This window comes from Rhizobium sp. NZLR8, from assembly GCF_019685025.1.
Classification (GTDB): domain Bacteria; phylum Pseudomonadota; class Alphaproteobacteria; order Rhizobiales; family Rhizobiaceae; genus Rhizobium.
The window spans coordinates 52,882-76,158 of record NZ_JABDVY010000008.1 but is presented as its reverse complement, the minus strand read 5'-3'; the positions used below and the strand labels follow the sequence as shown (position 1 = coordinate 76,158).

The 23,277-nt window shown below is 63.4% G+C and carries 23 protein-coding genes; 14 read left to right on the top strand and 9 right to left on the bottom strand.

Annotated features, from left to right (window positions below; translation table 11 throughout):
- Positions 1–214: 214 nt before the first annotated feature.
- From HJB89_RS18690 to HJB89_RS18680, 3 genes are all read left to right on the top strand, one after another.
- Positions 215–1,258 (top strand): LacI family DNA-binding transcriptional regulator, encoded by a 1,044-nt coding sequence (locus tag HJB89_RS18690; RefSeq protein ID WP_221131196.1) that lies wholly within the window; start codon positions 215–217, stop codon positions 1,256–1,258.
- Between the two features lie 108 nt (positions 1,259–1,366).
- Complete coding sequence (locus HJB89_RS18685; RefSeq protein ID WP_221131195.1) at positions 1,367–1,618, top strand: type II toxin-antitoxin system Phd/YefM family antitoxin; 252 nt, start codon at positions 1,367–1,369, stop codon at positions 1,616–1,618.
- Complete coding sequence (locus HJB89_RS18680; protein WP_221131194.1) at positions 1,618–2,049, top strand: type II toxin-antitoxin system VapC family toxin; 432 nt, start codon at positions 1,618–1,620, stop codon at positions 2,047–2,049. The genes HJB89_RS18685 and HJB89_RS18680 overlap by 1 nt, the downstream gene beginning before the upstream one ends.
- 18 nt (positions 2,050–2,067) lie before the next feature.
- Here HJB89_RS18680 and HJB89_RS18675 read toward each other — a convergent pair whose 3' ends face one another.
- Positions 2,068–3,405 carry an LLM class flavin-dependent oxidoreductase gene (locus tag HJB89_RS18675; protein WP_207585903.1) on the bottom strand — a complete coding sequence of 446 codons (1,338 nt, stop codon included), beginning with the start codon at positions 3,403–3,405 and terminating at the stop codon, positions 2,068–2,070.
- A gap of 8 nt (positions 3,406–3,413) precedes the next feature.
- Entirely contained in the window at positions 3,414–3,557 is a 144-nt protein-coding gene (locus HJB89_RS18670) for a hypothetical protein (RefSeq protein ID WP_221116194.1), read from the bottom strand.
- A gap of 169 nt (positions 3,558–3,726) precedes the next feature.
- On the opposite strand from HJB89_RS18670, the gene HJB89_RS18665 reads away from it, so the two are divergent.
- Positions 3,727–4,944: an SfnB family sulfur acquisition oxidoreductase gene (locus tag HJB89_RS18665; protein WP_221131193.1), complete on the top strand. Its 1,218-nt coding sequence runs from the start codon at positions 3,727–3,729 to the stop codon at positions 4,942–4,944.
- A gap of 79 nt (positions 4,945–5,023) precedes the next feature.
- Here HJB89_RS18665 and HJB89_RS18660 read toward each other — a convergent pair whose 3' ends face one another.
- The gene (locus HJB89_RS18660) at positions 5,024–6,232 is read right to left on the bottom strand and encodes an acyl-CoA dehydrogenase family protein (protein ID WP_221150366.1); all 1,209 of its coding nucleotides are present in this window, start codon (positions 6,230–6,232) and stop codon (positions 5,024–5,026) included.
- Positions 6,233–6,311: 79 nt separating this feature from the next.
- Complete coding sequence (locus HJB89_RS18655) at positions 6,312–7,358, bottom strand: substrate-binding domain-containing protein (RefSeq protein WP_207585900.1); 1,047 nt, start codon at positions 7,356–7,358, stop codon at positions 6,312–6,314.
- Positions 7,359–7,588: 230 nt separating this feature from the next.
- On the opposite strand from HJB89_RS18655, the gene HJB89_RS18650 reads away from it, so the two are divergent.
- From HJB89_RS18650 to HJB89_RS18605, 10 genes are all read left to right on the top strand, one after another.
- Complete coding sequence (locus HJB89_RS18650) at positions 7,589–9,073, top strand: sugar ABC transporter ATP-binding protein (RefSeq protein ID WP_207585899.1); 1,485 nt, start codon at positions 7,589–7,591, stop codon at positions 9,071–9,073.
- Positions 9,070–10,122, top strand: coding sequence for an ABC transporter permease (locus tag HJB89_RS18645; RefSeq protein ID WP_207585898.1), 1,053 nt, complete (start codon positions 9,070–9,072; stop codon positions 10,120–10,122). Before HJB89_RS18650 ends, HJB89_RS18645 begins: the two co-directional genes overlap by 4 nt.
- 18 nt (positions 10,123–10,140) lie before the next feature.
- Entirely contained in the window at positions 10,141–11,538 is a 1,398-nt protein-coding gene (locus HJB89_RS18640; protein WP_207585897.1) for an LLM class flavin-dependent oxidoreductase, read from the top strand.
- Between the two features lie 174 nt (positions 11,539–11,712).
- Positions 11,713–13,323 carry an ABC transporter substrate-binding protein gene (locus HJB89_RS18635; protein WP_207585896.1) on the top strand — a complete coding sequence of 537 codons (1,611 nt, stop codon included), beginning with the start codon at positions 11,713–11,715 and terminating at the stop codon, positions 13,321–13,323.
- 40 nt (positions 13,324–13,363) lie between these two features.
- Entirely contained in the window at positions 13,364–14,353 is a 990-nt protein-coding gene (locus HJB89_RS18630) for an ABC transporter permease (protein WP_207585895.1), read from the top strand.
- On the top strand, positions 14,350–15,183 hold the full coding sequence (locus tag HJB89_RS18625) for an ABC transporter permease (protein ID WP_207585894.1): 834 nt from the start codon (positions 14,350–14,352) through the stop codon (positions 15,181–15,183). The genes HJB89_RS18630 and HJB89_RS18625 overlap by 4 nt, the downstream gene beginning before the upstream one ends.
- Complete coding sequence (locus HJB89_RS18620; RefSeq protein WP_207585893.1) at positions 15,180–15,974, top strand: ABC transporter ATP-binding protein; 795 nt, start codon at positions 15,180–15,182, stop codon at positions 15,972–15,974. Before HJB89_RS18625 ends, HJB89_RS18620 begins: the two co-directional genes overlap by 4 nt.
- The gene (locus HJB89_RS18615; RefSeq protein ID WP_207585892.1) at positions 15,971–16,753 is read left to right on the top strand and encodes an ABC transporter ATP-binding protein; all 783 of its coding nucleotides are present in this window, start codon (positions 15,971–15,973) and stop codon (positions 16,751–16,753) included. The genes HJB89_RS18620 and HJB89_RS18615 overlap by 4 nt, the downstream gene beginning before the upstream one ends.
- 11 nt (positions 16,754–16,764) lie before the next feature.
- Positions 16,765–17,859, top strand: coding sequence for an alanine--glyoxylate aminotransferase family protein (locus HJB89_RS18610; protein ID WP_207585891.1), 1,095 nt, complete (start codon positions 16,765–16,767; stop codon positions 17,857–17,859).
- A gap of 70 nt (positions 17,860–17,929) precedes the next feature.
- Positions 17,930–18,793: a glycerophosphodiester phosphodiesterase family protein gene (locus HJB89_RS18605; protein ID WP_207585890.1), complete on the top strand. Its 864-nt coding sequence runs from the start codon at positions 17,930–17,932 to the stop codon at positions 18,791–18,793.
- On the opposite strand, the gene HJB89_RS18600 is transcribed toward HJB89_RS18605, so the two are convergent.
- Genes HJB89_RS18600 through HJB89_RS18580 form a run of 5 tightly spaced genes read right to left on the bottom strand, consistent with a single transcriptional unit; the run spans position 18,790 to position 23,275 of the window.
- Positions 18,790–19,611 (bottom strand): inositol monophosphatase family protein, encoded by an 822-nt coding sequence (locus HJB89_RS18600; protein WP_221150365.1) that lies wholly within the window; start codon positions 19,609–19,611, stop codon positions 18,790–18,792. The two genes, HJB89_RS18605 and HJB89_RS18600, sit on opposite strands and share 4 nt — an antisense overlap.
- Positions 19,611–20,615, bottom strand: a complete 1,005-nt coding sequence (locus HJB89_RS18595; protein WP_221116199.1) for a LacI family DNA-binding transcriptional regulator — start codon at positions 20,613–20,615, stop codon at positions 19,611–19,613. Before HJB89_RS18595 ends, HJB89_RS18600 begins: the two co-directional genes overlap by 1 nt.
- Positions 20,599–21,378: a glycerophosphodiester phosphodiesterase gene (locus HJB89_RS18590; RefSeq protein WP_221116200.1), complete on the bottom strand. Its 780-nt coding sequence runs from the start codon at positions 21,376–21,378 to the stop codon at positions 20,599–20,601. The genes HJB89_RS18595 and HJB89_RS18590 overlap by 17 nt, the downstream gene beginning before the upstream one ends.
- Complete coding sequence (locus tag HJB89_RS18585; protein WP_221150364.1) at positions 21,378–22,433, bottom strand: ABC transporter ATP-binding protein; 1,056 nt, start codon at positions 22,431–22,433, stop codon at positions 21,378–21,380. Before HJB89_RS18585 ends, HJB89_RS18590 begins: the two co-directional genes overlap by 1 nt.
- A complete protein-coding gene (locus HJB89_RS18580; RefSeq protein WP_207585885.1) occupies positions 22,433–23,275 on the bottom strand; it encodes a carbohydrate ABC transporter permease in 843 nt (280 codons plus the stop codon). The genes HJB89_RS18585 and HJB89_RS18580 overlap by 1 nt, the downstream gene beginning before the upstream one ends.
- Positions 23,276–23,277 lie beyond the last annotated feature (2 nt).

Below are 23,277 nucleotides of genomic sequence, written 5' to 3'. Positions count from 1 at the left end.
GATTTCCTCCAGGGAATGGCGCCAACTCTCCTCGTGACACGCACTCCGTAAACGTTTACGAATGTTGGCGGAAACACTTTGCGATGTCAATAGACGCCAAATGCGAAATTTCGGACCGAGATCCGAATGGATCTAAATCAGAGAAGGAAAGCAGGATGTCATCTGGAAACCGCGCGCAGTTTTCGGCATCATGCTCCAGGGAAAATCAACAACGATGAAGGGCATTCGCCAGCTTGCCGAACACTTGGATATTTCGATCGGCACGGTCTCCCGGGCGCTGAATGGCAAGCCTGATGTCAACGAGGAAACGCGCCGCCGCGTGCTGGCAGCCGCGGAGGAACTCGGCTACGTCGCCAACCAGTCGGGGCGGAGCCTGAGACAGGGAGAGACGAAGGTCATCGGGTTGATGATCGAATCCAGCACGGAGGCGGTCGAGAATGCCGACAACTTCTTCCTCGGCGTCACCAGCGGCCTGCAAAGCGTCTTTGCCCGCCACAGCCTCGACCTCATCATGCTGCCCAGCCCGAGCGATGAGGATCCGCACGAATATCTGACGCGCATGGTGGCGCGGGGCATCGTCGATGCGATGATCATCTCGAATATGCAGCGTATCGACCGGCGCATCGATCTTCTGTCGCGGGCAAAGATCCCCTTCGTTTCGGTCGGCCGCAGCCTTTCGGCCAGCAATTCGCCCTGGATCGATCTCGATTTCGAAGGCGTGGCCGAACATGCGGTCCAGCGGCTGGTCGCACGCGGCCACCGTCGGATCGCGATCACCGCGCCGTCGAGCGAGGTCAACCTCGGCTACGTCTTTCTCGAGAGCTATCGCCGCGCGCTCGAACGCCACGATATAGCGTTCGACCGGTCGCTCGTCATCCGCGTCAAGTCGAGCGAACAAGGCGGCTATCAGGCGGCCCACGAGCTGCTGCTTCTTGAAGAGCGGCCGACGGCGGTGATCCTGATCTACGAGCTGATGGCGATCGGCCTTTACCGCCGCCTGACGGAGGCAGGCGTCATGCCCGGCCGCGACATTGCCGTGATCGGCTTCCGTGACGCGCCTCGAGCGCGGTTCCTGCAGCCCTCGCTCAGCTGCTTCCGCATGTCACTCCACGATCTCGGCATCGCGCTGGGCCAGATGCTTCTCGCCAACATGCCGGCCTATCGCAAGTTCTATCCCGATGCCGGCCGCAACGTCGTCTGGCCGCTCGAATTGGTGCCGGGAGAAAGCGATGCGTTTCAGGCGGTGGCCATGGTCTGAGCGCCGCTGGATGACTCCTCCAGGAAAGCGGGGGCTCCCTCCCCGCCGATCTTGTAAAAGTGAGTTAAATGTAGCATACTTTCTGATGAATGTAGTATGGACGAGTCGATGAAAATGTCCTTCATGACCAGCGCTTCCTTCAACCAGAATCCGAGTAAGGCAAAGAAGGAGGCGAATGAACGGCCGCTCGTGATCACCGATCGCGGCAAGGCGGCTTATGTGCTTGTCAGTTATGCGGAATTTCAGGCGAACTGGAAGGCGCCGAAGACACTCTTTGCGGCCTTGCGCGATCCGACAGCCGATGAAAGGGAGTTCGAGCCCGAGCGGCTCGGCTTTGACGACAGGACCGTCGAGTTCTGATGGTGTTCCTGCTTGACACGAATGTCGTCTCTGTTGCGCGAAGAGCCGAGCGGCAGTCGCGGGAATTCCAAGACTTCATGAAGGAGTTTTCCGTTGCCGAAGCCTATCTCTCAGCGGTTACGATCATGGAAATCCAGTTCGGCATCCAGCGCGAGCGCGGAAGGGACCCCGGCTTCGCCGAGGATCTGCGCCGCTGGATGGATGAGAGCGTGCTGACGGAATTCGCCGAGCGCATCCTGCCATTCGATGCAGCGACGGCAAGCCGGGCCGGACTGCTTCCAACCGCGGACAAGCGTCCATCCGCCGATGCAATGATCGCCGCCACTGCGTTGGAACACGGGCTGAACCTCGTGACCCGCAATGTCGCGCATTTCATCCCGCTAGGCATCGAATGCATCGACCCCTGGCGTTTTGCTGGCACACGGAGCTGAGCGGCTGGCAGCAGCGCCTCATGCGCCCGATACGAAGAACCGGTTCTCCGGCCGCGGCAAGCCGAGATGCTCGCGCAGCGTTGCGCCTTCATATTCGCTGCGGAACAGGCCGCGGCGCTGAAGCTCCGGAACCAGTCGTTCAGTGACGTCAAGGAGACCCTGCGGCAGATAGGGGAAGACGATATTGAAGCCGTCCGAGCCTTCCTCCTCCAGCCAGCATTCCATTTCGTCGGCAATGCTTGCCGGTGTACCGACGAAGGCAAGGCCGGCATAGCCACCATAGCGTTGCGCCAGCTGCCGCACGGTCAGGTTTTCTTCCGCCGCAAGCTTCAGGACCTGGGCGCGGCCGGTCTTGCTGGCATTGGTGTCGGGAATATCGGCCGGTAGCGGCGCGTCGGGATCGAAGCCGGAAGCGTCATGGCCGAGCGCGATCGAAAGCGAGGCGATTGCGCTGTCGTAATGCACCAGGCCGTCGAGGGTGGCACGTTTGGCGCGGGCCTCCTCGATGCTGTCGCCGACGATGACGAAGGCGGCGGGCAGGATCTTCAGATGGTCGCGGTTGCGGCCGATGGCTTCCATGCGACCCTTGATATCGGCAAAAAGCACCTTGCCGGCGGCAAGATCGCGCGGCGAACAGAAGACCATTTCGGCGGTCTCCGCGGCAAGCTGGCGGCCGGGATCCGACTGGCCGGCCTGGACGATGACAGGCCATCCCTGCGGCGGGCGGGCGATATTGAGCGGCCCGCGGACGCTGAGTTCCTCGCCCTTATGGTTCAGCGCATGCATTTTTTCCGGATCGAAGAACAGGCCGCTCTCCCGGTCGCGAATGAAGGCGTCGTCGGCGAAGCTGTCCCAGAGCCCGGTGACGACATCATAAAACTCCCGAGCGCGATGATAACGCTCGCCATGCTCCATATGTTCGTCGAGGCCAAAATTGAGAGCGGCGTCGGGGTTCGACGTCGTGACGATGTTCCAGCCGGCGCGGCCACCGCTGATATGGTCGAGCGAGGCGAAACGTCGGGCTATGTGATAGGGCTCGTCGAATGTGGTGGAAGCGGTAGCGACGAGACCGATACGCTCCGTCACTGCCGCCAGCGCTGAGAGCAGCGTGAAGGGCTCGAAAGAGGTCACGGTGTGGCTGCGCCTGAGTGCCTCGACCGGCATGTTGAGCACGGCAAGATGATCGGCCATGAAGAAGGCGTCGAATTTCGCCCGTTCCAGCGCCTGTGCAAAGAACTTTAGATGCGCGAAATTGAAGTTTGCGTCAGGATAGGAACCGGGATAACGCCACGCGCCGGTATGCAAGCTGACGGGACGCATGAAGGCGCCGAGGCGCAACTGCCGTGAACGGGTCATGATTTTCCTCATGGATCGGGCAAGGCGGCCGCCTGCCCCGCATTGGGCGTTCTTTCCGGAGCCGCTGCGGCGACGCATCGGATATCGGTTACGTAGGAGGTCGACGAATTCAAATCGAGGCCGGCTGCAGTAATTTCCGCCAGGAATTTCATTCCTTCTCCGGCCGCGTTTTCACGGAAACGCCGAACCGAGACACTAATCCCGGCGGCCGGAGGCCGATAAGCAAACACTTTCCATTTTACATGACATCTATAGAATTTGTGCTCTTATCTCGATGCTCGATTTCTTTCACCGATAGGATCGGTAGAATTGGAGACATCGATGAATACCGTCCTGAGGCAAGCAGACCAGATCCGGCCGGTGGCCGCCCGTATCGGCAGCGACGAGGAAGTGATCGCAACCGCCCGCAGGCTGGCGGCGCAATTTGCCGCACGCGCCGCCGAGCGCGATAGCGACCGGCTCCTGCCGTTCGCCGAACTCGATCTTCTCGCCCAATCCGGCCTTCTGGCGATCACCGTGCCCGCGCAATATGGCGGGCTCGACGTCTCGAACGCCGTGCTTGCCGAGATCACCGCGATCCTGTCGGAGGCGGACAGTTCGATCGGCCAGATCCCGCAGAACCATTTCTATATTCTCGAGGCGCTCAGAACCGACGGCGGCGAGGAGCAGCAGCGTTATTTCTTCGGCCGGGTGCTGGCCGGCGACCGTTTCGGCAATGCACTTTCCGAGCGCGGCACGAAGACGGTCGGCCACTATAACACGCGCATCACCCGCGACGGTCCGGGTTACCGGATCAACGGCCGCAAATTCTATTCGACCGGCGTCCTCTTTGCCGACTGGATCGCCGTCTTTGCGCTCGATGCGGAGGAGCGGCTGACCATGGCCTTCGTGCCGAAAGGCACCGAAGGCATCGAGATCGTCGACGACTGGGACGGTTTTGGCCAGCGCACCACCGGCAGCGGCACGACGATCCTCGACAATGTCTATGTCAGCGCCGATTCCGTCGTCTTCCATCACAAGGGCTTCGAGCGGCCGACGACGATCGGCTCGGTCGGCCAGATCATCCATGCCGGTATCGATCTCGGTATCGCGCGGGCGGCCTTTGCCGAAACGCTGGAGTTCGTCAGGACGAAATCGCGCCCCTGGATGGATAGCGGCCTCGACCGTGCCTCCGACGATCCGCTGACGATCGCCAAGGTCGGCCAGATCGCCATCCGGCTGGAAGCCGCAACGGCGCTCGTCGAGCGTGCCGGCCACAAGGTCGATGCCGCGCAGATCGAGACGACGGAGAAAAACGTTGTCGAGGCGACGCTTGCGGTTGCCGCCGCCAAGGTGCTGACGACCGAGGTGGCGATCGAGGCGGCGAATACGCTCTTCGAACTTGCCGGAACCTCGTCGGTACAGGCAGGCCTCAATCTCGACCGCCACTGGCGCAATGCCCGCACTCATACGCTGCACGATCCGGTGCGCTGGAAATATCACGTTGTCGGCAACTACCATCTGAACGGCGTGACGCCGCCGAAAAACGGCGCGCTCTGAAATTTCCGTCGCTTGCAAACGAAAGCCCCACCGCCAGCGTTGGCGGTGGGGCTTTTGCGTTCGAGGGAAGACGGCCGCCTCAGCTATAGAGGCTGACCTCCGGTATCTTGTCGTTCAGCACGAATTCACCAACTTCCTTGGCCTTGTAGAAGACCGGGTCGTGCAGCGTGTGGGTGCGGACATTGCGCCAGAACCGGTCGAAGCGATATTTGTTCGCTGTCGAGCGCGCGCCCGTCAGTTCGAAGACGCGTGAGGTGATGTCGAGCGAGACATGGGTGGCATGGACCTTGGCGGCATAGGCTTCCGCCGCCGCCTCGCCGCGCTCGCGTGCCGTCACATCTCGGCCGTGGGCTAGACCCGCCTGCACGGCGGTTGCCGCGCTGTCGGCAAGGGCTGCCGAGGCCTTCAGCGCGGCGGTGAATTCGCCGACACGTTCGAGGATATAGGGATCGTCCGCTGCCCGCTCGACGCCTGATGTGATCCACGGCCGGGTCGTGGTTCTGACGTAGTCGACGGCCGCCTGCAACGCGCCTTCGGCGGTGCCGAGATAAAGGTTGACGAAGACCAGCTGGATGAACGGCGTATTGAAGGTCGAGAGCACGGGCGGCGCCACATCGGCTGCAGCGGGCGCACCGACGAAATCCTCCTCGTAGACGGGGAAATCGTGGAATTCGACACTGCCGCTGTCGGAGAGGCGCTGGCCGATATTGTCCCAGTCGTCGCTGGCAACGTAGCCTGGGCGATTGGTCGGCACGGCGAAACCGGCGATCTTGTCATCGAGCGTGGCGTTGGCGTTGATATAGTCGGAGACCCGCGCTGCCGTGGAGAAGGACTTGCGGCCGTTCAGCACATAGCCGTTGCCGCGGCGGGTCAGCACCAGCCCGGGGTCGCGCGGGTTGACGGCCGCGCCCCAATAGAGGTTCTTCGCCACCGTCTCGCCGCCGAGCGCTTGGGCGCGCGCCGCATCGAGCGCCCAGTAGATGTACTGGCTATTGACATAATGGTAGCCGAGCAACTGGCCGATCGAGCTCTCGCCACGGGCGAGAATGCGTACCAGCCTCAGCCCGTCGACCCAATCGAGGCCGCCGCCGCCGATCTCTGACGGATGCAGCGCGTTGAGCAGGCCGGCATTCTTCAGCTTGACGATCTCGGCAAGTGGCGGACGGCCGTCGCGGTCGAGTTCGGCCGCGCGCTGGGAAAGGTCGGCCGAGATAGCCTCGGCACGGGCAAAGAGGTCTTCTCGCGTCGGGTTGCGGGGGGCCGCGAAGACGACATTGGACTGGCTCATGGGCGGAACTCCAATTCTCCAAGGGGATGTTCCGGCGGGAGCCGCACGCTCCCCGCCGGAAAGGATCAAGCCAAAAGCCTCAGAACAGTTTGTCCGGGATCCAGCTGGCGGTCGCCGCATCGCTGATGCTGAAGGCGGGGACCTTTTCGGCCAGCTCTTCGATCGTCTTGACGCCGGCGGCGCGCAGGCTCTCCTGCGTCAGAAGCGTCGGCTTCACGGTAATCTGATGGGGTACCGTCTGGCCGGCGATTTCGAGAGCGGCGGCGCGGATCGAGACGGCGCCGACCACGGCCGGATTGGTGGCGACGGTCGCGACCCAGGGACTGCCTTCCTCGGTAATTTCCTGGATATCGGCCGTGGAGACATCGGCAGAATAGATCTTGAGCTTGTTTGCAATGCCGAGATCGTTGGCAGCGAGTTTTACGCCGCGGGCGAATTCGTCATAGGGGGCGAAGACCACCGATATATCGGGATTGGCTGTGAGTACGGCCTTGGCCTGGTCGGCGGTCGAGGTTGCCGTCGTGTCGCTGACATTGCCGAAGCGGGCCTTTTCGACCACGCCTTTGTTGTCCGACTTGAACTTGTCCCAGACTTCGTTGCGGCGGTCGAGCGGCGCAAAGCCCGCGACATAGACATAACCGGCGTTGAAGCTGTTGCCGTTATCCTTCACCACCTGCGCGAGCGCCAGCGAGGCAAGCTCGTGGTCGCTCTGCTCCACCTGTGGGATTTTGGGATTGTTGAGGTTGACGTCGAAAGCCACGACTTTGATGCCCTTGTCGAGCGCCTGCTGCACGACGTCGCCGAGCGATTCCGGCAGGCCGTGGTCGATGACGATGCCGGAGACGCCGAGGTTGATCGCCTGCAGGATCTGCTCGCGCTGCTCGGCGGCATCCTGCCGCCCGGGGAAGATGCGCAGGTCGATATCCAGTGCCTTGGCCTGGGCCTCGGCGCCCGCCTGGTAGGCCTGGAAGAAATCGCCGGCCGAGATGTAGCTGATCAACGCCACCTTGACGCCACCCTTGTCGAAGGGAGCCGGAGCACCGGACAGGCCGTCGGCCTTTGCGCCTTGAATGAAAATGAACGGAATGACGGCGGCAGACAGTGCGAGCCGTGCGAGGGATTTCATCGTCGCGTTCCTTTTGGCAAAAAGAGGCGTCGTCTGACAGGCAGCACCCCGCGACGCGTCAAGTTATTAGATATAATCTCTATGTTTTTAGTAGATTAAATGATCCGATTTTGCGGGCTGCGGGAGATTCTTTGTTCCCCCGGCACTGTCCGCCGGGGAAATGCGTGCCTGGAATTCGACCGCCCAAAAGAGGCACACTCCTGATACAAATGCAGTCCCGGATCTTGTCGATGCCGCTTCTTCACATAGAAAATATCAGCCGCAGCTTCGGGTCGACGCGGGCGCTTGCCGGCGCCGATCTTTCGATCGAGCGCGGCGAGATCGTAGCGCTCATGGGCGCAAACGGCGCGGGAAAATCGACGCTGGTCAAAATCCTTTCCGGCGTGCTTCCGGCCGACGGCGGTACGATCCGTTTCGATGGCCGTCCCTTCGCGCCGCGCAGCCCGGCGGAAGCGGCAAGGGCCGGTATCGTCACCGTGCATCAGTCGACGGATCTGGTCGGTGCAGCCGGCCTGACCGTCGCCGACGCCCTGCTTCTCAACCGTTTCGCCGATCGCAGCACGCCCTTCTTCGTCACGCGCGCCGGCATTCGCCGAGCGGCGCAGGCGATGCTCGATGCTGCCGGCCTCACCTTGCCGCTCGACCGTGATTTCGGCGAACTCGCCAGCGCCGACCGGCAACTGGTGGCGATTGCACGGGCGCTAGCCAACCGCGCCGATCTCCTCATTCTCGATGAGCCGACGGCGAGCCTTTCCGGAGAGGAAAGCCGCCGTCTCTTTGACATTCTGCTGAGGCTTCGCCAGAGGGGACTGGCAATCCTTTATATATCGCATCGCACAGCCGATCTCGAAGCGATTGCCGACCGCGCGCTCGTCATGCGCGGCGGCCGCGTCGTCGGCACCTTCTCGCGGCCGATCGATTTTTCGAGCGCCATCGAGACGATGATCGGCCGCAGATTGGATGCGGCCCGGCCGGATGCGCGGCCCGCGACCGGCCCGGTGATTTTCGAGATGCGCGATGCCTGCCTGCTGCCCACAGGCGCGTCCTTCGATCTGTCGCTCCATGAGGGCGAAGTGGTGGCGGTGACCGGCGTGCTCGGCGCCGGCAAGAGCCGGCTGCTCCAGGCGATCTTCGGCGCGACGGCGCTTGAGGGTGGCACGATGTTTCTCGAGGGCCGGCCTTACCGACCGAAAAGCCCGGCCGAAGCGATTGCGTCAGGCGTTGCGATGGCGGCCGAAGACCGTCATCGTTCCTCGCTGATGCCGCCGGCATGGCCGGGCCATTCGCTCTCGGCGACGATCAGCCTGCCGCATCTTTCCAAATGGTATCCGCGCGGGTTCCTCCTCGGCAGGCGCGAACGACATGAGGCCGAGCAGGCGATCGCCCATTTCGGCATCAAGGCAGCCGGTCCGCTCGCCTCCGTCTGGTCGCTGTCCGGCGGCAACCAGCAGAAGGCGGTGATCGCCCGCTGGGAAGCGGAGCCAAGCCGCCTCCTGTTGCTCGACGAGCCCTTTCAGGGCGTCGACGTCGGCGCCCGCCGCGATATCATACAGGCAATCCGTGCCCGCACCGACCGGGCGACGCTGATCGCGACCTCCGATCCCGAGGAGGCCTATGAAGTGGCCGACCGCATCCTGGTCATCGACCGCCACGTGTTGGAACCCGCCGCGGACGGAAATGCCGCTCCTTTTGCCATTCAGGAAATATCGGCATGACGACGTTCGACGACGACACTCGGGCAGGCACTCTGCAAACGGTATCGCACGCCGAAAGCGGCCGCCTTGCAGCCTTAGGGGCGTTTCTCCGCGCAGGCGCGGTGTTTATCCTGCTTGCGCTGCTGATCGTCGGTTTTTCGATCGCCGAGCCCGCTTTCATCAACATCGCCAATCTCATGAGCATCCTGCAGGCGGTGTCGGTCGTCGCCATCCTCGGTGCCGGCGTCACTGTCACGCTTGCTGTCGGCGGTTTCGACCTGTCGATCGGCGCGGTCGCCGCATCGAGCGTGATGGCGGCGAGTTATGCGATGATCGTCTGGGGTCTCGACGCCTACGCGACGGTGCCGCTGGTGCTCGCCTTCGGCGCCCTGGTCGGCCTCGTCAACGCCTTGCTGATCGTCCGCCTGAAGGTGCCGGATCTGCTGGCGACACTGGCGATGATGTTCCTGCTCTCCGGCCTGCAGCTGATACCCACTGCCGGCCGGTCGATTTCATCAGGCCTCACCTTGCCCGACGGTTCGAAGGCGACCGGCGCCTACGACCCGGCCTTCCTGCTGATCGGCCGCTACAGCATCTTCGGCACCCTCCCCGTCTCAGTGGTGTTAATGGCGGCGGTCGCCGTCGTACTCTTCATCCTCACCGAACGCACCCGCATCGGCCGGCTGCTGTTTGCGACCGGCGGCAACGAGGTCGCCACCCGGCTCGCTGGGGCTTCGACCGTCAGGCTGAAGACGCTCGCCTATGTCCTGTCGGGCACGCTGGCCTCGCTCGGCGGCATCATCATTGCCGCCCGCGTTGGGCGTGGCGACATCTCTTCCGGCGGCTCGCTGCTGATGGATTCGGTTGCCGCCGCGCTGATCGGTTTTGCCGTTTTCAACCTGCGGCGCCCAAACGTGCTCGGCACCATCGCCGGCGCCGTCTTCGTCGGCGTGCTGCTGAACGGTCTGACCATGCTGAACGCCCCCTATTACACCCAGGATTTTGTCAAGGGCGCCGTGCTCGTCGGCGCGCTGGCGCTGACCTACGGCCTCGGCCGCAGCAATTCCTAAATTCCAAGGAAGAAAGACATGACCCGCCAAATCAGGCTGAACGCCTTCGACATGAATTGCGTCGGACACCAGTCGCCGGGGCTCTGGCGCCATCCACGCGACAAGTCGTGGACCTATAAGGATCTCGACTACTGGGTGCATCTGGCAAAGACGCTGGAGCGCGGCGGGTTCGACGGCCTGTTCATCGCCGACGTGCTCGGCGTCTACGATGTGCTGAACGGCAATGTCGATGCCGCCCTTCGACATTCGGCGCAGGTGCCGGTCAACGATCCGCTGCAGCTCATCCCGACCATGGCCTACGCCACCGAGCACCTCGGCTTCGGCCTGACGGCTTCGCTCTCTTTCGAGCATCCCTACACCTTCGCCCGCCGCATCTCGACGCTCGATCATCTGACGAAAGGCCGCGTCGGTTGGAATATCGTCACCTCCTATCTCAACAGCGGCGCGCTCAACATCGGTCAGCCGGCGCAGACGGGACACGACGATCGCTACGACCTCGCCGAAGAATATCTCGAAGTCTGCTACAAGCTCTGGGAGGGAAGCTGGGAGGACGGCGCCGTGGTCCGAGACCGCGAAACCGGCATCTTCACCCATCCAGAAAAAGTCCACCCGATCCGCCATTCCGGCCGGCATTTCAACGTGCCCGGCATTCATTTGAGCGAACCCTCGCCGCAGCGCACGCCGGTGCTCTACCAGGCCGGCGCCTCCAGCCGCGGCAAGGATTTCGCCGGCGCCCATGCCGAATGCATCTTCGTGGCGTCGCCATCGAAGGCGGTGCTGAAACGCTATGTCGCGAATGTCCGCGAGGCGGCCGAGCGTATCGGCCGCAACCCGCGCGACATTCTCGCCTTCAACCTCCAGACAGTAGTCCTCGGCGAGACCGATGCCGAGGCGCAGCGCAAATTCAACGAATACCGCAAATATGCCTCCTTCGAAGGCGCGCTGACGCTGATCTCCGGCTGGACCGGCATCGATTTCGGCCAATTCGGGCCGGACGAAGTGCTGCGCCACCGTCATACCAATGCGGTGCAATCGGCCGTCGAGACCTTCACCACCATCGATCCCACCAAGGAATGGACGGTGCGCGAAATGGCCGACTGGGTCGGCGTCGGCGGTTTTGGTCCTGTTTTCGTCGGCTCGCCGCAGACGGTTGCCGATCTGATGCAGGAATGGATCGAGGACACCGATGTCGACGGTTTCAACCTCGCCTATGCCGTGACGCCCGAGAGTTTCGAGGATGCTGTGGATTTGCTGGTGCCGGAATTGCAGAAGCGCGGCGTCTACAAGACCGAATATGCCAAGGGCACGCTGCGGGAAAAGCTTGGGGGAGCAGGACCGCGACTTGTCGCGCCGCATCCGGGTGCCGCCTACCGCGATCTCTTTAGCGAGCCAACACGCCTCGCCGCCAGCGGCTAGAGCATGATGCCGCAAAGTGTGAGCGGTTTTCGAGGAATATCCTGCTCCAAGCAAATAATGGCTGGGTGACAAAAAATGTCTCGCCCGGCCCGACCATTCGAATTTAATTATCTATGATAGTTGGCATTTCGCCCTGAATATGGGCACTTGAAATTTTATCGATCAGGAGGGGTCATGACCGTACCATCTATCTCGCGGCGCACGCTGATGAAGGGCGCCGCCCTGCTCCTCGCTTCGACGGCGCTTAGCCGCCACGCGCTGGCGCAGACGGCGCCCGCCGGTGGCCGGCTGATCGTTGCTGCGGATTCCGAGCCGAAGAACCTCAATCCTGCCATCGTTGCCTCGAACGGCGTCTTTTTCGTCGCAAGCAAGGTGATCGAACCACTGGCCGAAGCCTCGTTCGACGGCAAGGACGGGCTTTCGCCGCGCCTCGCCACGTCCTGGGAGGGCTCGGCCGACGGCCTCTCCGTCACCTTCAAGCTGCGCGACGGCGTCACCTGGCACGACGGCAAGCCGTTCACCTCGCTCGATGTCGCCTTTTCCGCGCTCAATATCTGGAAGCCGCTGCAGAATCTCGGCCGCCTGGTCTTCGCCGATCTCGAAGCCGTCGATACCCCTGATGATTACACCGCCGTCTTCCGCTTCTCCAAGCCGACGCCGTTCCAGCTGATCCGCAATGCCCTGCCCGTCGTCACCAGCGTCGTTGCCAAGCACATCTTCGACGGCAGCGATATCGCCACCAATCCGGCCAACAACGCGCTCGTCGGCACTGGTCCGTTCAAGTTCGCCGAATACAAGCCCGGCGAATATTACCGGCTGACGCGCAATGAGAATTACTGGGGCAAAGACCAGCCGAAACTCGATGAGATCGTCTTCCGCGTGCTGCCGGATCGCGCGTCGGCGGGGGCGGCGCTCGAAGCCGACGAAATCCAGCTTGCCGCCTTTTCGGCAGTGCCGCTTGCCGATCTCGGCCGCATCTCCAAGGTCGACGGTATCAAGGTGATTTCGAAGGGCTATGAGGCTTTGACCTATCAGCTGGTCGTCGAGATCAATCACCGCCGCAAGGAGTTGGCCGACCTCCGGGTCCGCCAGGCGATCGCCCAGGCGATCGACAAGAAATTTGTGGTCGACACGATCTTCCTCGGTTACGCCGCTGCCTCCACAGGCCCGGTGCCGAGGAATGCGCCGGAGTTCTACACATCAGATGTCGCGGCCTATGCATTCGACCCCGCCGCCGCCAACGATATTCTTGACAAGGCGGGTTACGCCAAAGGGGCGGACGGTAACCGCTTCAAGCTGAAGCTTCGCCCGGCGCCCTATTTCAACGAGACCCGCCAGTTCGGCGATTACCTTCGCCAGGCGCTCGCCGTGATCGGCATCGATGCCGAGATCGTCAATGCCGATGCGGCCGCCCACCAGAAAGCTGTTTATACCGACCACGATTTCGATCTTGCCGTCGGTCCGCCGGTGTTCCGCGGCGATCCGGCGATCTCCACCACCATTCTCGTCCAGTCCGGCACACCTGATGGTGTGCCCTTTTCCAACCAGGGCGGCTACGTCAATCCGGAGCTCGACAAGATCATCCATCAGGCCTCCGAAACCGTCGACACGACGGCGCGCACCGATCTCTACCGCAAGTTCCAGCAGCTCGTCGTCGCCGATCTGCCGCTGATCAACGTCGCGGAATGGGGCTTCATAACCGTTGCGCGCGATACCGTGCTCAACGTCTCGGACAATCCGCGCTGGGCCGTTTCGAACTGGGGCGATACCGCGCTGCAATCATGATAAGATTGGCGGCAATTCTCTTCCGGGGGCCCAGTCCGGCGTGAAACGTGCAATCATCCTCCTGAGGCGCAGGGCGATCAGCAGTATTCCGGTGCTGCTGATCGTGGTGATCTTCACCTTTTTGCTGCTCGAATCCGCTTCGGGCGATGCCGTCGACGCCTATCTTGGCTCGATCGGGGGCGGCGATGCGGCACTCAGGCAGTCGCTGCGCGAAAGCTATGGCCTCGACCGGTCCGTGCTCGCGCGCCTGTGGCTCTATCTTTCCTCGCTTGCCCGGCTCGATCTCGGCTGGTCGGTGGCCTTCGGGCGGCCGGTCGGCGCACTAATTGCCGAACGCCTGCCCAACACGCTGCTGTTGATGGGCAGCGCCACCGCGCTGTCTTTCGGCTTGGGCTCGGCGCTCGGTATCCTTGCCGGCGCCCGGCCGGGCACCCTTCGCGACCGATTGCTGTCGATCGGTTCGCTGATTGTCTACGCCATTCCGAGCTTCTGGCTCGGCCTGGTTCTGAGCATCGCCTTTTCGGTGACGCTGCGCTGGTTTCCGATCGCCGGCATCGAGACGATCGCTTCCGGCAAGACAGGATTGTCGCGCGCGCTCGACATTGCCGATCATCTGGTCCTGCCGGTCGGCGCGCTCGCCTTGATCTATCTCGCCCTGTTCCTGCGGGTGATGCGCGCCGGCATGGCGGAGGCCTGGAAGCTGGATTTCGTGCTCTTTGCCCGCGCCAAAGGTCTGTCGCGCAGTCGCATCGTGCTACGCCACGTGGCGCGCAATGCGCTGCTGCCGCTCGTCACCATGCTCGGGCTACAATCGGCGGCCATGCTCGGCGGCAGCGTGGTGATCGAGAGCGTCTTTGCTATTCCCGGGTTCGGGCGGCTGGCGCAGGAGGCGGTCAACGGCCGCGACGCGCCGCTGTTGATGGGTATTATCGTTACCAGTGCCGTCCTCGTTATTTCGGTCAACTTTCTCGTCGATCTCGTCTATGCCGCGCTCGATCCGCGCATCGGCGCTTCGGAGGGCAATGCATGAGCCGTCTCCGCCGCCTCCTCAGCACGCCGGAAGGCGCGGTCGGGCTTGTGATCCTTCTCGTCCTGCTTGCGGTTGGGCTGCTTGCTCCGATCATTTCGCCGGGCGATCCGCTGAGAATTGCCGGCCGGGCGCTGCTTCAGCCATTCACCGATCCAGGTTTTCCGCTTGGCACCGACCGGCTTGGCCGCGACGTGGTGGCGGGCTTACTCTATGGTGCGCGAACCTCGCTTGCCGTCGGCCTTGCGGCAGCGTTTTCGGCCATGCTGCTTGGCCTCTGCGTCGGCATGGCGGCCGGTTTTGCCGGCGGGATCGTCGACGAGGCGCTGATGCGCGTGGTCGACGCTTTCCAGATCGTGCCGGGCTTTCTGCTCGCCCTTGCCTTCGTCAGCACCATCGGGGTCTCGATGCCTGTCGTCGTCCTTGCCATCGCGCTTGGCACATGGGCCGATCCGGCGCGGCTGACGAGAGCGCAGGTGCTGGCGATCCGCGAGCAGGATTACGTCGCCTCTGCAAGGGTGATCGGCATGCATCCGGCCGAGATCGCCTTCCGGGAGATCCTGCCGAACGCTTTGCCGCCGGTGCTGGCGCTGTCGGCCACCATTGTCGCCGGCGCAATTCTCACCGAGGCAGCACTTTCCTTTCTTGGTCTTGGCAATCCCAATATCGCCACCTGGGGCTCGATGATCGCCGAGGGCCGCAGTGTGCTGCGTTCGGCCTCCTATCTCTCGGTCCTACCGGGGGCGGCACTCGCCGTCACCGTGCTCGGCGTCCATCTCTTCAGCGAAGGTATTAGCAAGGCGCTTGGCGATGACGGCGTGAGGGCGGCATGAACGGCGTTTTCTGCAGCCTGCGGCAGCTTTCGGTCACCTACGGGCGCGGCAGGAACAGTGCTGCCGCGCTCGACCATATCGATCTCGATATCGCTACAGGCGAAAGGCTTGCGATCATCGGCGAAAGCGGCTCCGGCAAGAGCACCGTCGCCCGCGCGCTCGCCGGCCTGCTGCCGGAGGGAACGAGAGTTGGCGGCGAGGTGTTTTGGCCTGGGCTTGGCCATCCGCCCCGCCCTGGTCGCGATTTCGGCTTCGTCTTCCAGGATCCGGGCGCGAGCCTCAATCCCGTGCTGACGGTCGGCGAACAGGTCGCCGAAGGCGCGAGGCGCCATCTCGGCGTCAGCTGGAAACAGGCCTATATCAGGGCCGAAGAGCTGCTTGGGCGGGTGCGGATACCGCAGCCCGACAAGGTGATGCGGGCTTTTCCGCATCAGCTTTCCGGCGGTCAGCGCCAGCGCGTGGCGATCGCCGCAGCCATTGCCGCGAAACCAGCGCTGCTGATCGCCGACGAAGCGACCAGCGCGCTCGATGTCGTCGTCCAGGCCGAGATCGTCCGCCTGCTCGACGGGCTGGTTCGCGAGGACGGCATGACGCTGCTTTTCATCACGCACGACATCGCCCTTGCCTCCGGCTTCGTCGATCGCATCGCGGTTTTCTGCGACGCGAGGCTGGTCGAGGCGGGACCGGTCCGTTCAGTGCTTTCGGCGCCGAAAAGCGTTTATACCGCCGCGCTCATCGCCAGCCACCGCGACCTCGCGACACCGCCGCTGATCGCGGAGGTGCCGTCATGAATGATACCCTGCTGTCCGTCGAAAACCTGGCGAAAGGGTTTTCTTCCGCAGGGCGTCGGGTTGCCGCCCTCGACAACGTGTCGCTGACGATTGCGGCCGGCGAAACACTCGGGCTCGTCGGCGCTTCCGGCAGCGGGAAATCGACGCTGTCGCGCATCCTGCTGCGGCTTCTTGCGGCCGATGCCGGCTCGATCCGCTTCGAGGGAGAGGATTGGCTAACGCTGAATGGCGCGACTTTGCGCCGCAAGCGGGCGCGCATGCAGATAGTGTTCCAGGATCCGCTGGCGGCCTTCAATCCGCTGGCGACTGTCGGCACTGTCCTCGATGATCCGTTGCGCATCCATGGCGTCGTCCCGAAAGACCAGCGCCCCGGCGAGATCGCCATGCTTCTCGAGCGTGTCGGTCTGGCTGCAGATTATGCCACTCGTCCCGTTCGTGCGCTCTCCGGCGGCCAGCGACAGCGTGTGGCGATCGCGCGGGCGATTGCGACACGGCCCTCGTTGCTTGTGCTCGACGAAGCGGTCTCGGCACTCGACGTCACCGTGCGCGGCAGGATCCTCGAACTTCTGGTCGATCTGCAGAAGGAACAGGGCATTGCCTGTTTGTTCATTTCGCACGATCTTGCCGTGGTCCGCGCCGTCTCCCACCGCATCGCCGTCATGGAAGGCGGGCGGATCGTCGAGATCGGCCCGGCAGCGGCGGTCGTTGCCGCGCCGCAATCCGATGCCGCCCGCGCGCTTGTTGCCGCTGTCCCCCGTCTCGTCACGGATCCATCTTGAAGGAAGTATCCATGTCCGATCTTGGTTGGAATCCCCTGCATGGCGCGCCCTCCTATCCACCAGAGCGCTATGCCGTTCTTGCCGACAGAATTGGCAGCATCTTGAGCAGCGGCAACGACATATTGCTGGTGCAGGCAGAGGCGATGGTGGCGCTGGAGGCGGCGGCGGTCAGCCTTGCCCGTCCGGGCCTTACGGCGCTCAACATCGTCACCAGCCCCTATGGCGGCTGGTTCGGGCAATGGCTGCGGCGAGGTGGTGCTGCGGTCAAGGATATCATCGCCGAACCAGGGCGGCCGACGGAGATCGAGGCGATCGCCGAGGCGCTGGAAGCCGGCCCGTCTATCGATGTGCTCGCCCTGGTTCATGCGGAATCGGCAAGCGGCATTCTCAACCCCCTCCCTGAGATACTGGCGCTTGCGCGTGCCCGCGGCATCGTCACCGTCGTCGATGCGGTCGCCTCGATCGGCGGCCATCGGCTCGACGTCGACGATCTCGGCATCGACATCGCGGTGATCGGTGCGCAGAAGGCGCTTGGCGGTCCAGCGGGCGTCTCGGCGCTCTCGATCAGCCGGCGCGCCTGGGGCCTCATTCTGAGCGATGGCGCGCCGCGCGATTCGATCCTGTCGTTGGCCGATCTGAAGACCTGGGTCGACGGCGGACGGCGCGGCCTGCCGGGAACGCCGGCGCCGTTGGAATTCTTCGCGCTCGAAACCGCACTCGACCGCATCGAGGCCGAAGGCCTGGAGAATGTCGTCGCCCGCCATGCACTGGCAGCATCGGCAACACGGGCGGGGCTTGCAGCGCTCGGCGTGGGGGTCTGGGTGCCGGCAGCCAAAGCTTCGAACCTGGTGACGGCGGTGCCGATGCCGAAGGCACTGGCGCCTGATGCGCTGATCGCCGCCGCGGGGCGGCTGGGAGTGGAGCTGACCGAAGGTGTGGGAACCGCGCCGGCCCGCCTCGTCCGGCTGAACCATACAGGTCCGCGCGCCGCATTCCAGGCGGTGCTGTCGAACGTCGTGGCCTATGGCGCCGCCCTCAGGCAGGCCGGTTATCCCACGGATGTCGCCGCCGCTGCGGAGGCGATATGCGAGGCCTACTGCCGCTGAAAGCCGTATCCGGCCCTTGATAATCACGGCGCGTCAAGGCAGGAGAGTAGCATCGCGGAGATTTGTGCAGATGACGAGATTGCTGGATGCGCAGGGCCTGGAGATTTCACATGAGGGACATCGCACCCGTCTGAAATGGCACCGGCTGCGCAAACGCTTTGCCGATCCGCTGTTTTCCGCCGAGGTCATGGCGGAGGGATTTGCAGCAGGTGCCTCGATGGAACTCGATTTGCGGGTGCGCGCCGATGGCGGTTTCGTCGTGCTGCACGACGAAGATCTCGAAGGCGAAACGACAGGATATGGGCCGATCGTTGAGAAGAGCCTCGCCGACCTCCGGGATATCAGGATGCAGGAGGGCGGCCGGCCGCTCATCCTGAGCGAGGATCTCGCCGCCATGATGCAATCGACGCATCCGGCCGCACTGCTGCAATTCGACATGAAGGACGATTTCGAAGCGATCGGCGCCGGCGGCATCGAGCATCTTGCCGAGCATTTCCGGGATATCGCCGCCTCGGTGATCGTCAGCGGCGGCAGTCTCGACCTGATCGTCGCGGTCAAGGAGAAGCTTCCGCATCTCTTGCGCGGCATCGATCCGACCGACAAGCTCTACGATATCGGGAACGCCAGCGGCTGGAAGGCTGTCGAGACGGCATTGCGCGCCGATCTGCGCGGCCCGACCGAACCGGACACGGTCTATCTCCACTGGCCGCTGATCCTTGCCGCCGCCAATGGAGGTCTCGATATGATCGCGCTCTGCCAGGACGAAGGCAAACGGGTCGATGCCTGGACCTTTACCTTGAAGGATCCGGCGGCCGGTTTCAGCGAAGAGGAATGGCGGAACTTCCAGGCGCTGATGGCCCTGAAGCCGGACCAGATCACCACCGACGAGGCACCGGCGACCGAACGCGCCTGGCGCCGACGCATGGCGGATTAACCGTTGGGCGTGAGCCCCTCGATGTCGAGGATGAAGGCGAATTCGCCGGCCAGCCCCGGTGAGTGGGCGATGACCGGTCCGCCATCCGCAAGCAGCCTGTCGACCGGCGGCATCGCCACCGTGGCGCCGGCCTCTTCGGCGATCAGCGCGCCGGCGAGCATGTCCCAGGCATTGAGATGGCGTTCGTAATAGAGATCGGCAGCACCCTCGGCGACGCGAACGAGATCGATGGCGGCCGCGCCTGTGCGGCGATAGTCCATGCCGCGTTCGTGGAGCCGCTTGGAGAGCGCAAGATGGTCGTCAAAACTCGTCTTGCGGGAATGGCCGAGAATGACGAGCGCATTGGCGGGATCGGCGGTCGCCGCTGCATGGACAGGAATTCCGTCCTTGAAGGCGCCGCCGCCGCGGACGGCGTGAAAGACCTTGTCCTCGGTGGCATCGTAGACCACGCCGATTTCGACCTTGCCGGCGACGACGAAGGCGATCGAGACGCCCCAATGCCGGAAGCCCCTGATATAGTTGGTCGTGCCGTCGATCGGATCGACGACCCAGGTGCCGGCCTCGCTCGATCGCCCGCCACTCTCTTCGCCCATGAACGTATCGCCCGGAAAGCGTAAGAGCAGCCCATCGCGGATCGCCTGTTCGGCCTTCCTGTCGGCGATGGTGACGAAGTCCTGCAATCCCTTGTTCTCGACGGCCAGCGTGCCGGAGTTCGAGTCGCGCCGAAACCGGGCCGCTTGCCGTCCGACCTCGAGGGCGATGGCGATCGCGACCTCAGCACGGGCGTGGATGGCAGCGGCGTCGAATGCGGAATTCATCAGGCGGTCCTTCTTTTTATCAGTGTCACCGGCGTGAATTCGACACGCGCCGTCAAATCCGGCTCGGCCATCCGGCTGATCAGCAGGTCGACCGTCTGTGCGGCCTGAATGTCGCAGGGTTGGCGGATGGTCGTGAGGTCGTAGGCGGCCCAGCTTGCCTGTGGAATGTCGTCGTGACCGATGATGGAGAGCGGCGGTGCATCATCGCGGCCGCGGCCCTGCATGACACGGTCGAGCACGCCGCAGGCCATGTAGTCATTGGCGCAGAACAAACCGTCGATGCCGGATGCGGCGAGTTCGGCTGCGGCATCATAGCCGCTCTTGTAGTCGTTGACCCTGAGCTGCAGGAACTGCGCCTCGGTGCCGAGCTGCTTGCAGCGCGCAAGGAACGCCTCGCTGCGCCGCCGCGCCGTATAGGATATGGCAGGAGCCGCCATGACGGCGGGCCTCTGCACACCGCAGCCGATCAGATGGCTGGCGGCGAGATGGCCGGCCATGCGATCGTCGGAGATGATGCGGTCGACGAACGGGATGTCGTTGCCCTTGTTGATGAGCACGATCGGCACGCCTTCGGCCGCACATTGCTCGCAGATTTCGGTTGGCGGGGCATCCGAGGTGACGATGACGCCTGAGACGGCGTAGTGCAGCAGTTGGCCAATGACCGTCGACGTATCCGCCTCCTGCGAGGTCGGCAGCAGGATGGGGCGGAAATTGCGGGCGATCAGCACCCTTGCCAGGTTCTCGATCTGCAGCGTGCGGAACGGATTGTCGAGGCCGGCGGCGACGAGGCCGACGAGATCGGAGCGTTTGTTGGTCAGGCTCCGAGCAAGATAGTTCACCCGATAGCCGAGTTCCTTGGCGGCTTCAAACACCTTCTCGCGTGTCTTTGGCGAGACGCTGGCATCGGGCGTGAAGGCGCGCGACACCGCGGCGCGCGAGACACCGGCCACACGCGCCACGTCGAAGGAGGTTACCTTGCGCGGTCCCTTATCCCTGTCTGCCAACTGTTTTTTCCTCAACCGCCGACGGCCGCATCAGATCGGGCAGATCCGTGCAGATGCCGAGAACCGGAAGTTTCATGATGTCATTAAGAATGGTCCGCCGCTCCTCGTGCCAGAGCACGATCTCGCGGCCCGCCTCGAAAGCGCGGTGCATCAGCGCTTCGGTCACCAGATCCTGCGGCCGCTCACCTGCCCTCTCCCAGCAGAGATGCAGGATATCGGCGCCGGCCTCGTCGCCGAGCCCATGTGGATCGTGGCCGACGCGGATCAGTACCGAAAGCGGGAAGTCGCAGGCCGCGTCGCGGAGTTCGCGCACCTGCGCCGTATCGAAGGAGCCGAGGCAGGCAAAACGCTGGTTCATCTCGGCAAGATGCCGCCAGCAGAGCATGCCGGTCCTGGGCGCCTTAAGCTCGACATAGAGACCGGTTCCAGTCTCGCGGCCGAGTGCAGCCACCTCCGAAAAACTCGGCACGTCGACGCCGTCGAGGGCTGCGAGTTCGGCCGCCGTCATTTCGGAAATGCGGCGGTCGATGCCGAAGACACGCTCCAGATGGTCGTCATGCGAGACGACGACGACGCCGTCCCGGGTCAGCTGCGTGTCCAGCTCCCACATCTCAGCGCCGAGTTCGGCGGCGCGGCGGAAGGCAGCGATCGTGTTCTCGCGTTCATGGCCGCTGGCGCCGCGATGGCCAATGCAGAAGGGAAGATGGCCCTTGGCCGTCGGCCAGCCGTGACGGGTGAAAAATGCCTGGAAATCGCGGGTCATCAGAGCCTCCTGCCATGTTCGTCGAAGACGAAGACGCCGCGGCTGTCGATCGCCCAGCGGACATCGTCGCCGACATGGATGTCGCTGCGCACCGGCTGGATCGAGCGCAGCAGCGGCCCGCCGGCAAGCGCCACGTCGTAGAGGTTCTCGCGACCCTGCGTTTCGGCGAAGGTGACCTTGCCGGAGACGGGGACGTCGCCCGCCGGGGTGAAGTGCTCCGGCCGGACGCCGAGCATCAGCTTCGTGCCCTCGGCGGCACCGACGGAGCCTGGCAATGGCACCCGAATCTGGCTTTCCGGGATTGCGAAGGCGCCCCTGTCCACGACGCCGCGCAGGAAGGTGATCGGCGGATTGCCGAGGAAGCCGGCGACGAAGGCGGTTTTCGGATCATTGTACATCTCGGCCGGCGTGGCGATCTGGACGATCTCGCCTTCCTTCATGATGGCGATGCGGTCGCACATGCTCATCGCTTCCACCTGATCGTGGGTAACGAGAATGGCGGTAATGCCGGTTTCGCGCTGCAGGCGGCGGATTTCCGAGCGCATTTCGAGACGCAGCTTGGCGTCGAGATTGGCAAGTGGCTCGTCGAGCAGCAGCACGTCGGGCTTGCGGATCAGCGCTCGCGCCAGCGCAACACGCTGCTGCTGGCCGCCAGAAAGCTGCGCCGGGCGGCGTTCCATAAGATTGCTGATATGGACGAGCCCGCAAATGCGCTCGACCTCCTTGCGGATTTCGGCAGCGTTGACGGCCTTCACCTTCAGGGGAAAACCGATGTTCTCGGCAACCGTCATGTGCGGATAGAGCGCATAGGACTGGAAGACGACGCCGACATTGCGGGCCTGGCTCGGCAGGTCCGTAACGTCACGGTCGCCGAAGAGGATGCGTCCGCTGGTCGGCCGGTGGATGCCGCAGACCGAAAAAAGTGTCGTCGATTTGCCGCAGCCGGAAGGGCCAAGCAGCGCCAGCATCTCGCCGTTGCCGACTTCGAGCTGCATGTTCTCGATGACCTTGGTGGAGCCGAAGCTCTTCGAAAAATTGTCGAGAAGGATGCGCATCAGCCTTTGCTCCCGCCGCCGTAGATGTTCATGAGATACTTGTTGAAGAGTGCATAAGCGATCAGCACCGGGATGAGATAGAAGAGGCCGACCGCCTTGAACATATTGAAATCGTAATTGTTGTCGTCGGCGAGGAAGCCCGCGAGATAGACCGACAGCACTTGCACCTGATTGCCCGGCGCCAGCACCTGCGGCAGGATGAACTCGCCCCAGCCGGCGAGGAAAGAGAACAGGCCGAGCGCCATGATGCCGGGTTTGACCTGCGGCAGCACGAGGCTGCGCCAGACCCGAAAACGCGAAGCGCCGTCGACGACGCCGGCCATTTCGATTTCCCACGGCACGGTGTCGTAAAAGCCCTTCATCAGCCAGATGCCGAGCGGCAGGTCGATCGCCGCCTTCACCAGGATGACGCCGATCAGTGAGTTATAGAGGCCGATCATCTGCAGCACGATGAAGATGGCGATGATCAGCGTCACCGACGGGAAGGCGTGCAGCACCATGACACCGGCGAGGAAGAAGCCGCGCGCCGGCACATTCAGCCGTGACAGCACATAACCGGCCATCGACGAGATGATGAGCACCAGGCTGGTGGTGCAGGCTGAAAACAGCAGCGTATTCAGCGTCACCTGCCAGATGTTCGCCTTGCCCGCCGTCGTCTGCCACAGGAAGCGCCAGTGATTAAGTGTCAAACCGGAGGGCAGCAAGGCATCCGGCTGTTTCACCGTCACGGTGTCGAGAAACAGATAGACATACATCAGCAGCAGCGGCAGGCTGACGATGGTCAGCGCCGTTATGACAGGCCAACTGCGGTAGTTTGCCGAGGGCTGCGAGCGTTCGGCCATGG

Excerpts from the sequence above, each read along its gene's own strand:
- HJB89_RS18685 (WP_221131195.1), top strand. The coding sequence starts at position 1,367 with ATGAAAATGTCCTTCATGACCAGCGCTTCCTTCAACCAGAATCCGAGT.
- HJB89_RS18605 (WP_207585890.1), top strand. The coding sequence starts at position 17,930 with ATGACGAGATTGCTGGATGCGCAGGGCCTGGAGATTTCACATGAGGGA.
- HJB89_RS18615 (WP_207585892.1), top strand. The coding sequence starts at position 15,971 with ATGAATGATACCCTGCTGTCCGTCGAAAACCTGGCGAAAGGGTTTTCT.
- HJB89_RS18610 (WP_207585891.1), top strand. The coding sequence starts at position 16,765 with ATGTCCGATCTTGGTTGGAATCCCCTGCATGGCGCGCCCTCCTATCCA.
- HJB89_RS18635 (WP_207585896.1), top strand. The coding sequence starts at position 11,713 with ATGACCGTACCATCTATCTCGCGGCGCACGCTGATGAAGGGCGCCGCC.
- HJB89_RS18600 (WP_221150365.1), bottom strand. The coding sequence starts at position 19,611 with ATGAATTCCGCATTCGACGCCGCTGCCATCCACGCCCGTGCTGAGGTC.
- HJB89_RS18645 (WP_207585898.1), top strand. The coding sequence starts at position 9,070 with ATGACGACGTTCGACGACGACACTCGGGCAGGCACTCTGCAAACGGTA.
- HJB89_RS18680 (WP_221131194.1), top strand. The coding sequence starts at position 1,618 with ATGGTGTTCCTGCTTGACACGAATGTCGTCTCTGTTGCGCGAAGAGCC.
- HJB89_RS18660 (WP_221150366.1), bottom strand. The coding sequence starts at position 6,232 with ATGAGCCAGTCCAATGTCGTCTTCGCGGCCCCCCGCAACCCGACGCGA.
- HJB89_RS18670 (WP_221116194.1), bottom strand. The coding sequence starts at position 3,557 with ATGAAATTCCTGGCGGAAATTACTGCAGCCGGCCTCGATTTGAATTCG.
- HJB89_RS18665 (WP_221131193.1), top strand. The coding sequence starts at position 3,727 with ATGAATACCGTCCTGAGGCAAGCAGACCAGATCCGGCCGGTGGCCGCC.
- HJB89_RS18650 (WP_207585899.1), top strand. The coding sequence starts at position 7,589 with ATGCCGCTTCTTCACATAGAAAATATCAGCCGCAGCTTCGGGTCGACG.
- HJB89_RS18655 (WP_207585900.1), bottom strand. The coding sequence starts at position 7,358 with ATGAAATCCCTCGCACGGCTCGCACTGTCTGCCGCCGTCATTCCGTTC.
- HJB89_RS18640 (WP_207585897.1), top strand. The coding sequence starts at position 10,141 with ATGACCCGCCAAATCAGGCTGAACGCCTTCGACATGAATTGCGTCGGA.
- HJB89_RS18675 (WP_207585903.1), bottom strand. The coding sequence starts at position 3,405 with ATGACCCGTTCACGGCAGTTGCGCCTCGGCGCCTTCATGCGTCCCGTC.
- HJB89_RS18580 (WP_207585885.1), bottom strand. The coding sequence starts at position 23,275 with ATGGCCGAACGCTCGCAGCCCTCGGCAAACTACCGCAGTTGGCCTGTC.
- HJB89_RS18625 (WP_207585894.1), top strand. The coding sequence starts at position 14,350 with ATGAGCCGTCTCCGCCGCCTCCTCAGCACGCCGGAAGGCGCGGTCGGG.
- HJB89_RS18690 (WP_221131196.1), top strand. The coding sequence starts at position 215 with ATGAAGGGCATTCGCCAGCTTGCCGAACACTTGGATATTTCGATCGGC.
- HJB89_RS18620 (WP_207585893.1), top strand. The coding sequence starts at position 15,180 with ATGAACGGCGTTTTCTGCAGCCTGCGGCAGCTTTCGGTCACCTACGGG.
- HJB89_RS18585 (WP_221150364.1), bottom strand. The coding sequence starts at position 22,433 with ATGCGCATCCTTCTCGACAATTTTTCGAAGAGCTTCGGCTCCACCAAG.
- HJB89_RS18590 (WP_221116200.1), bottom strand. The coding sequence starts at position 21,378 with ATGACCCGCGATTTCCAGGCATTTTTCACCCGTCACGGCTGGCCGACG.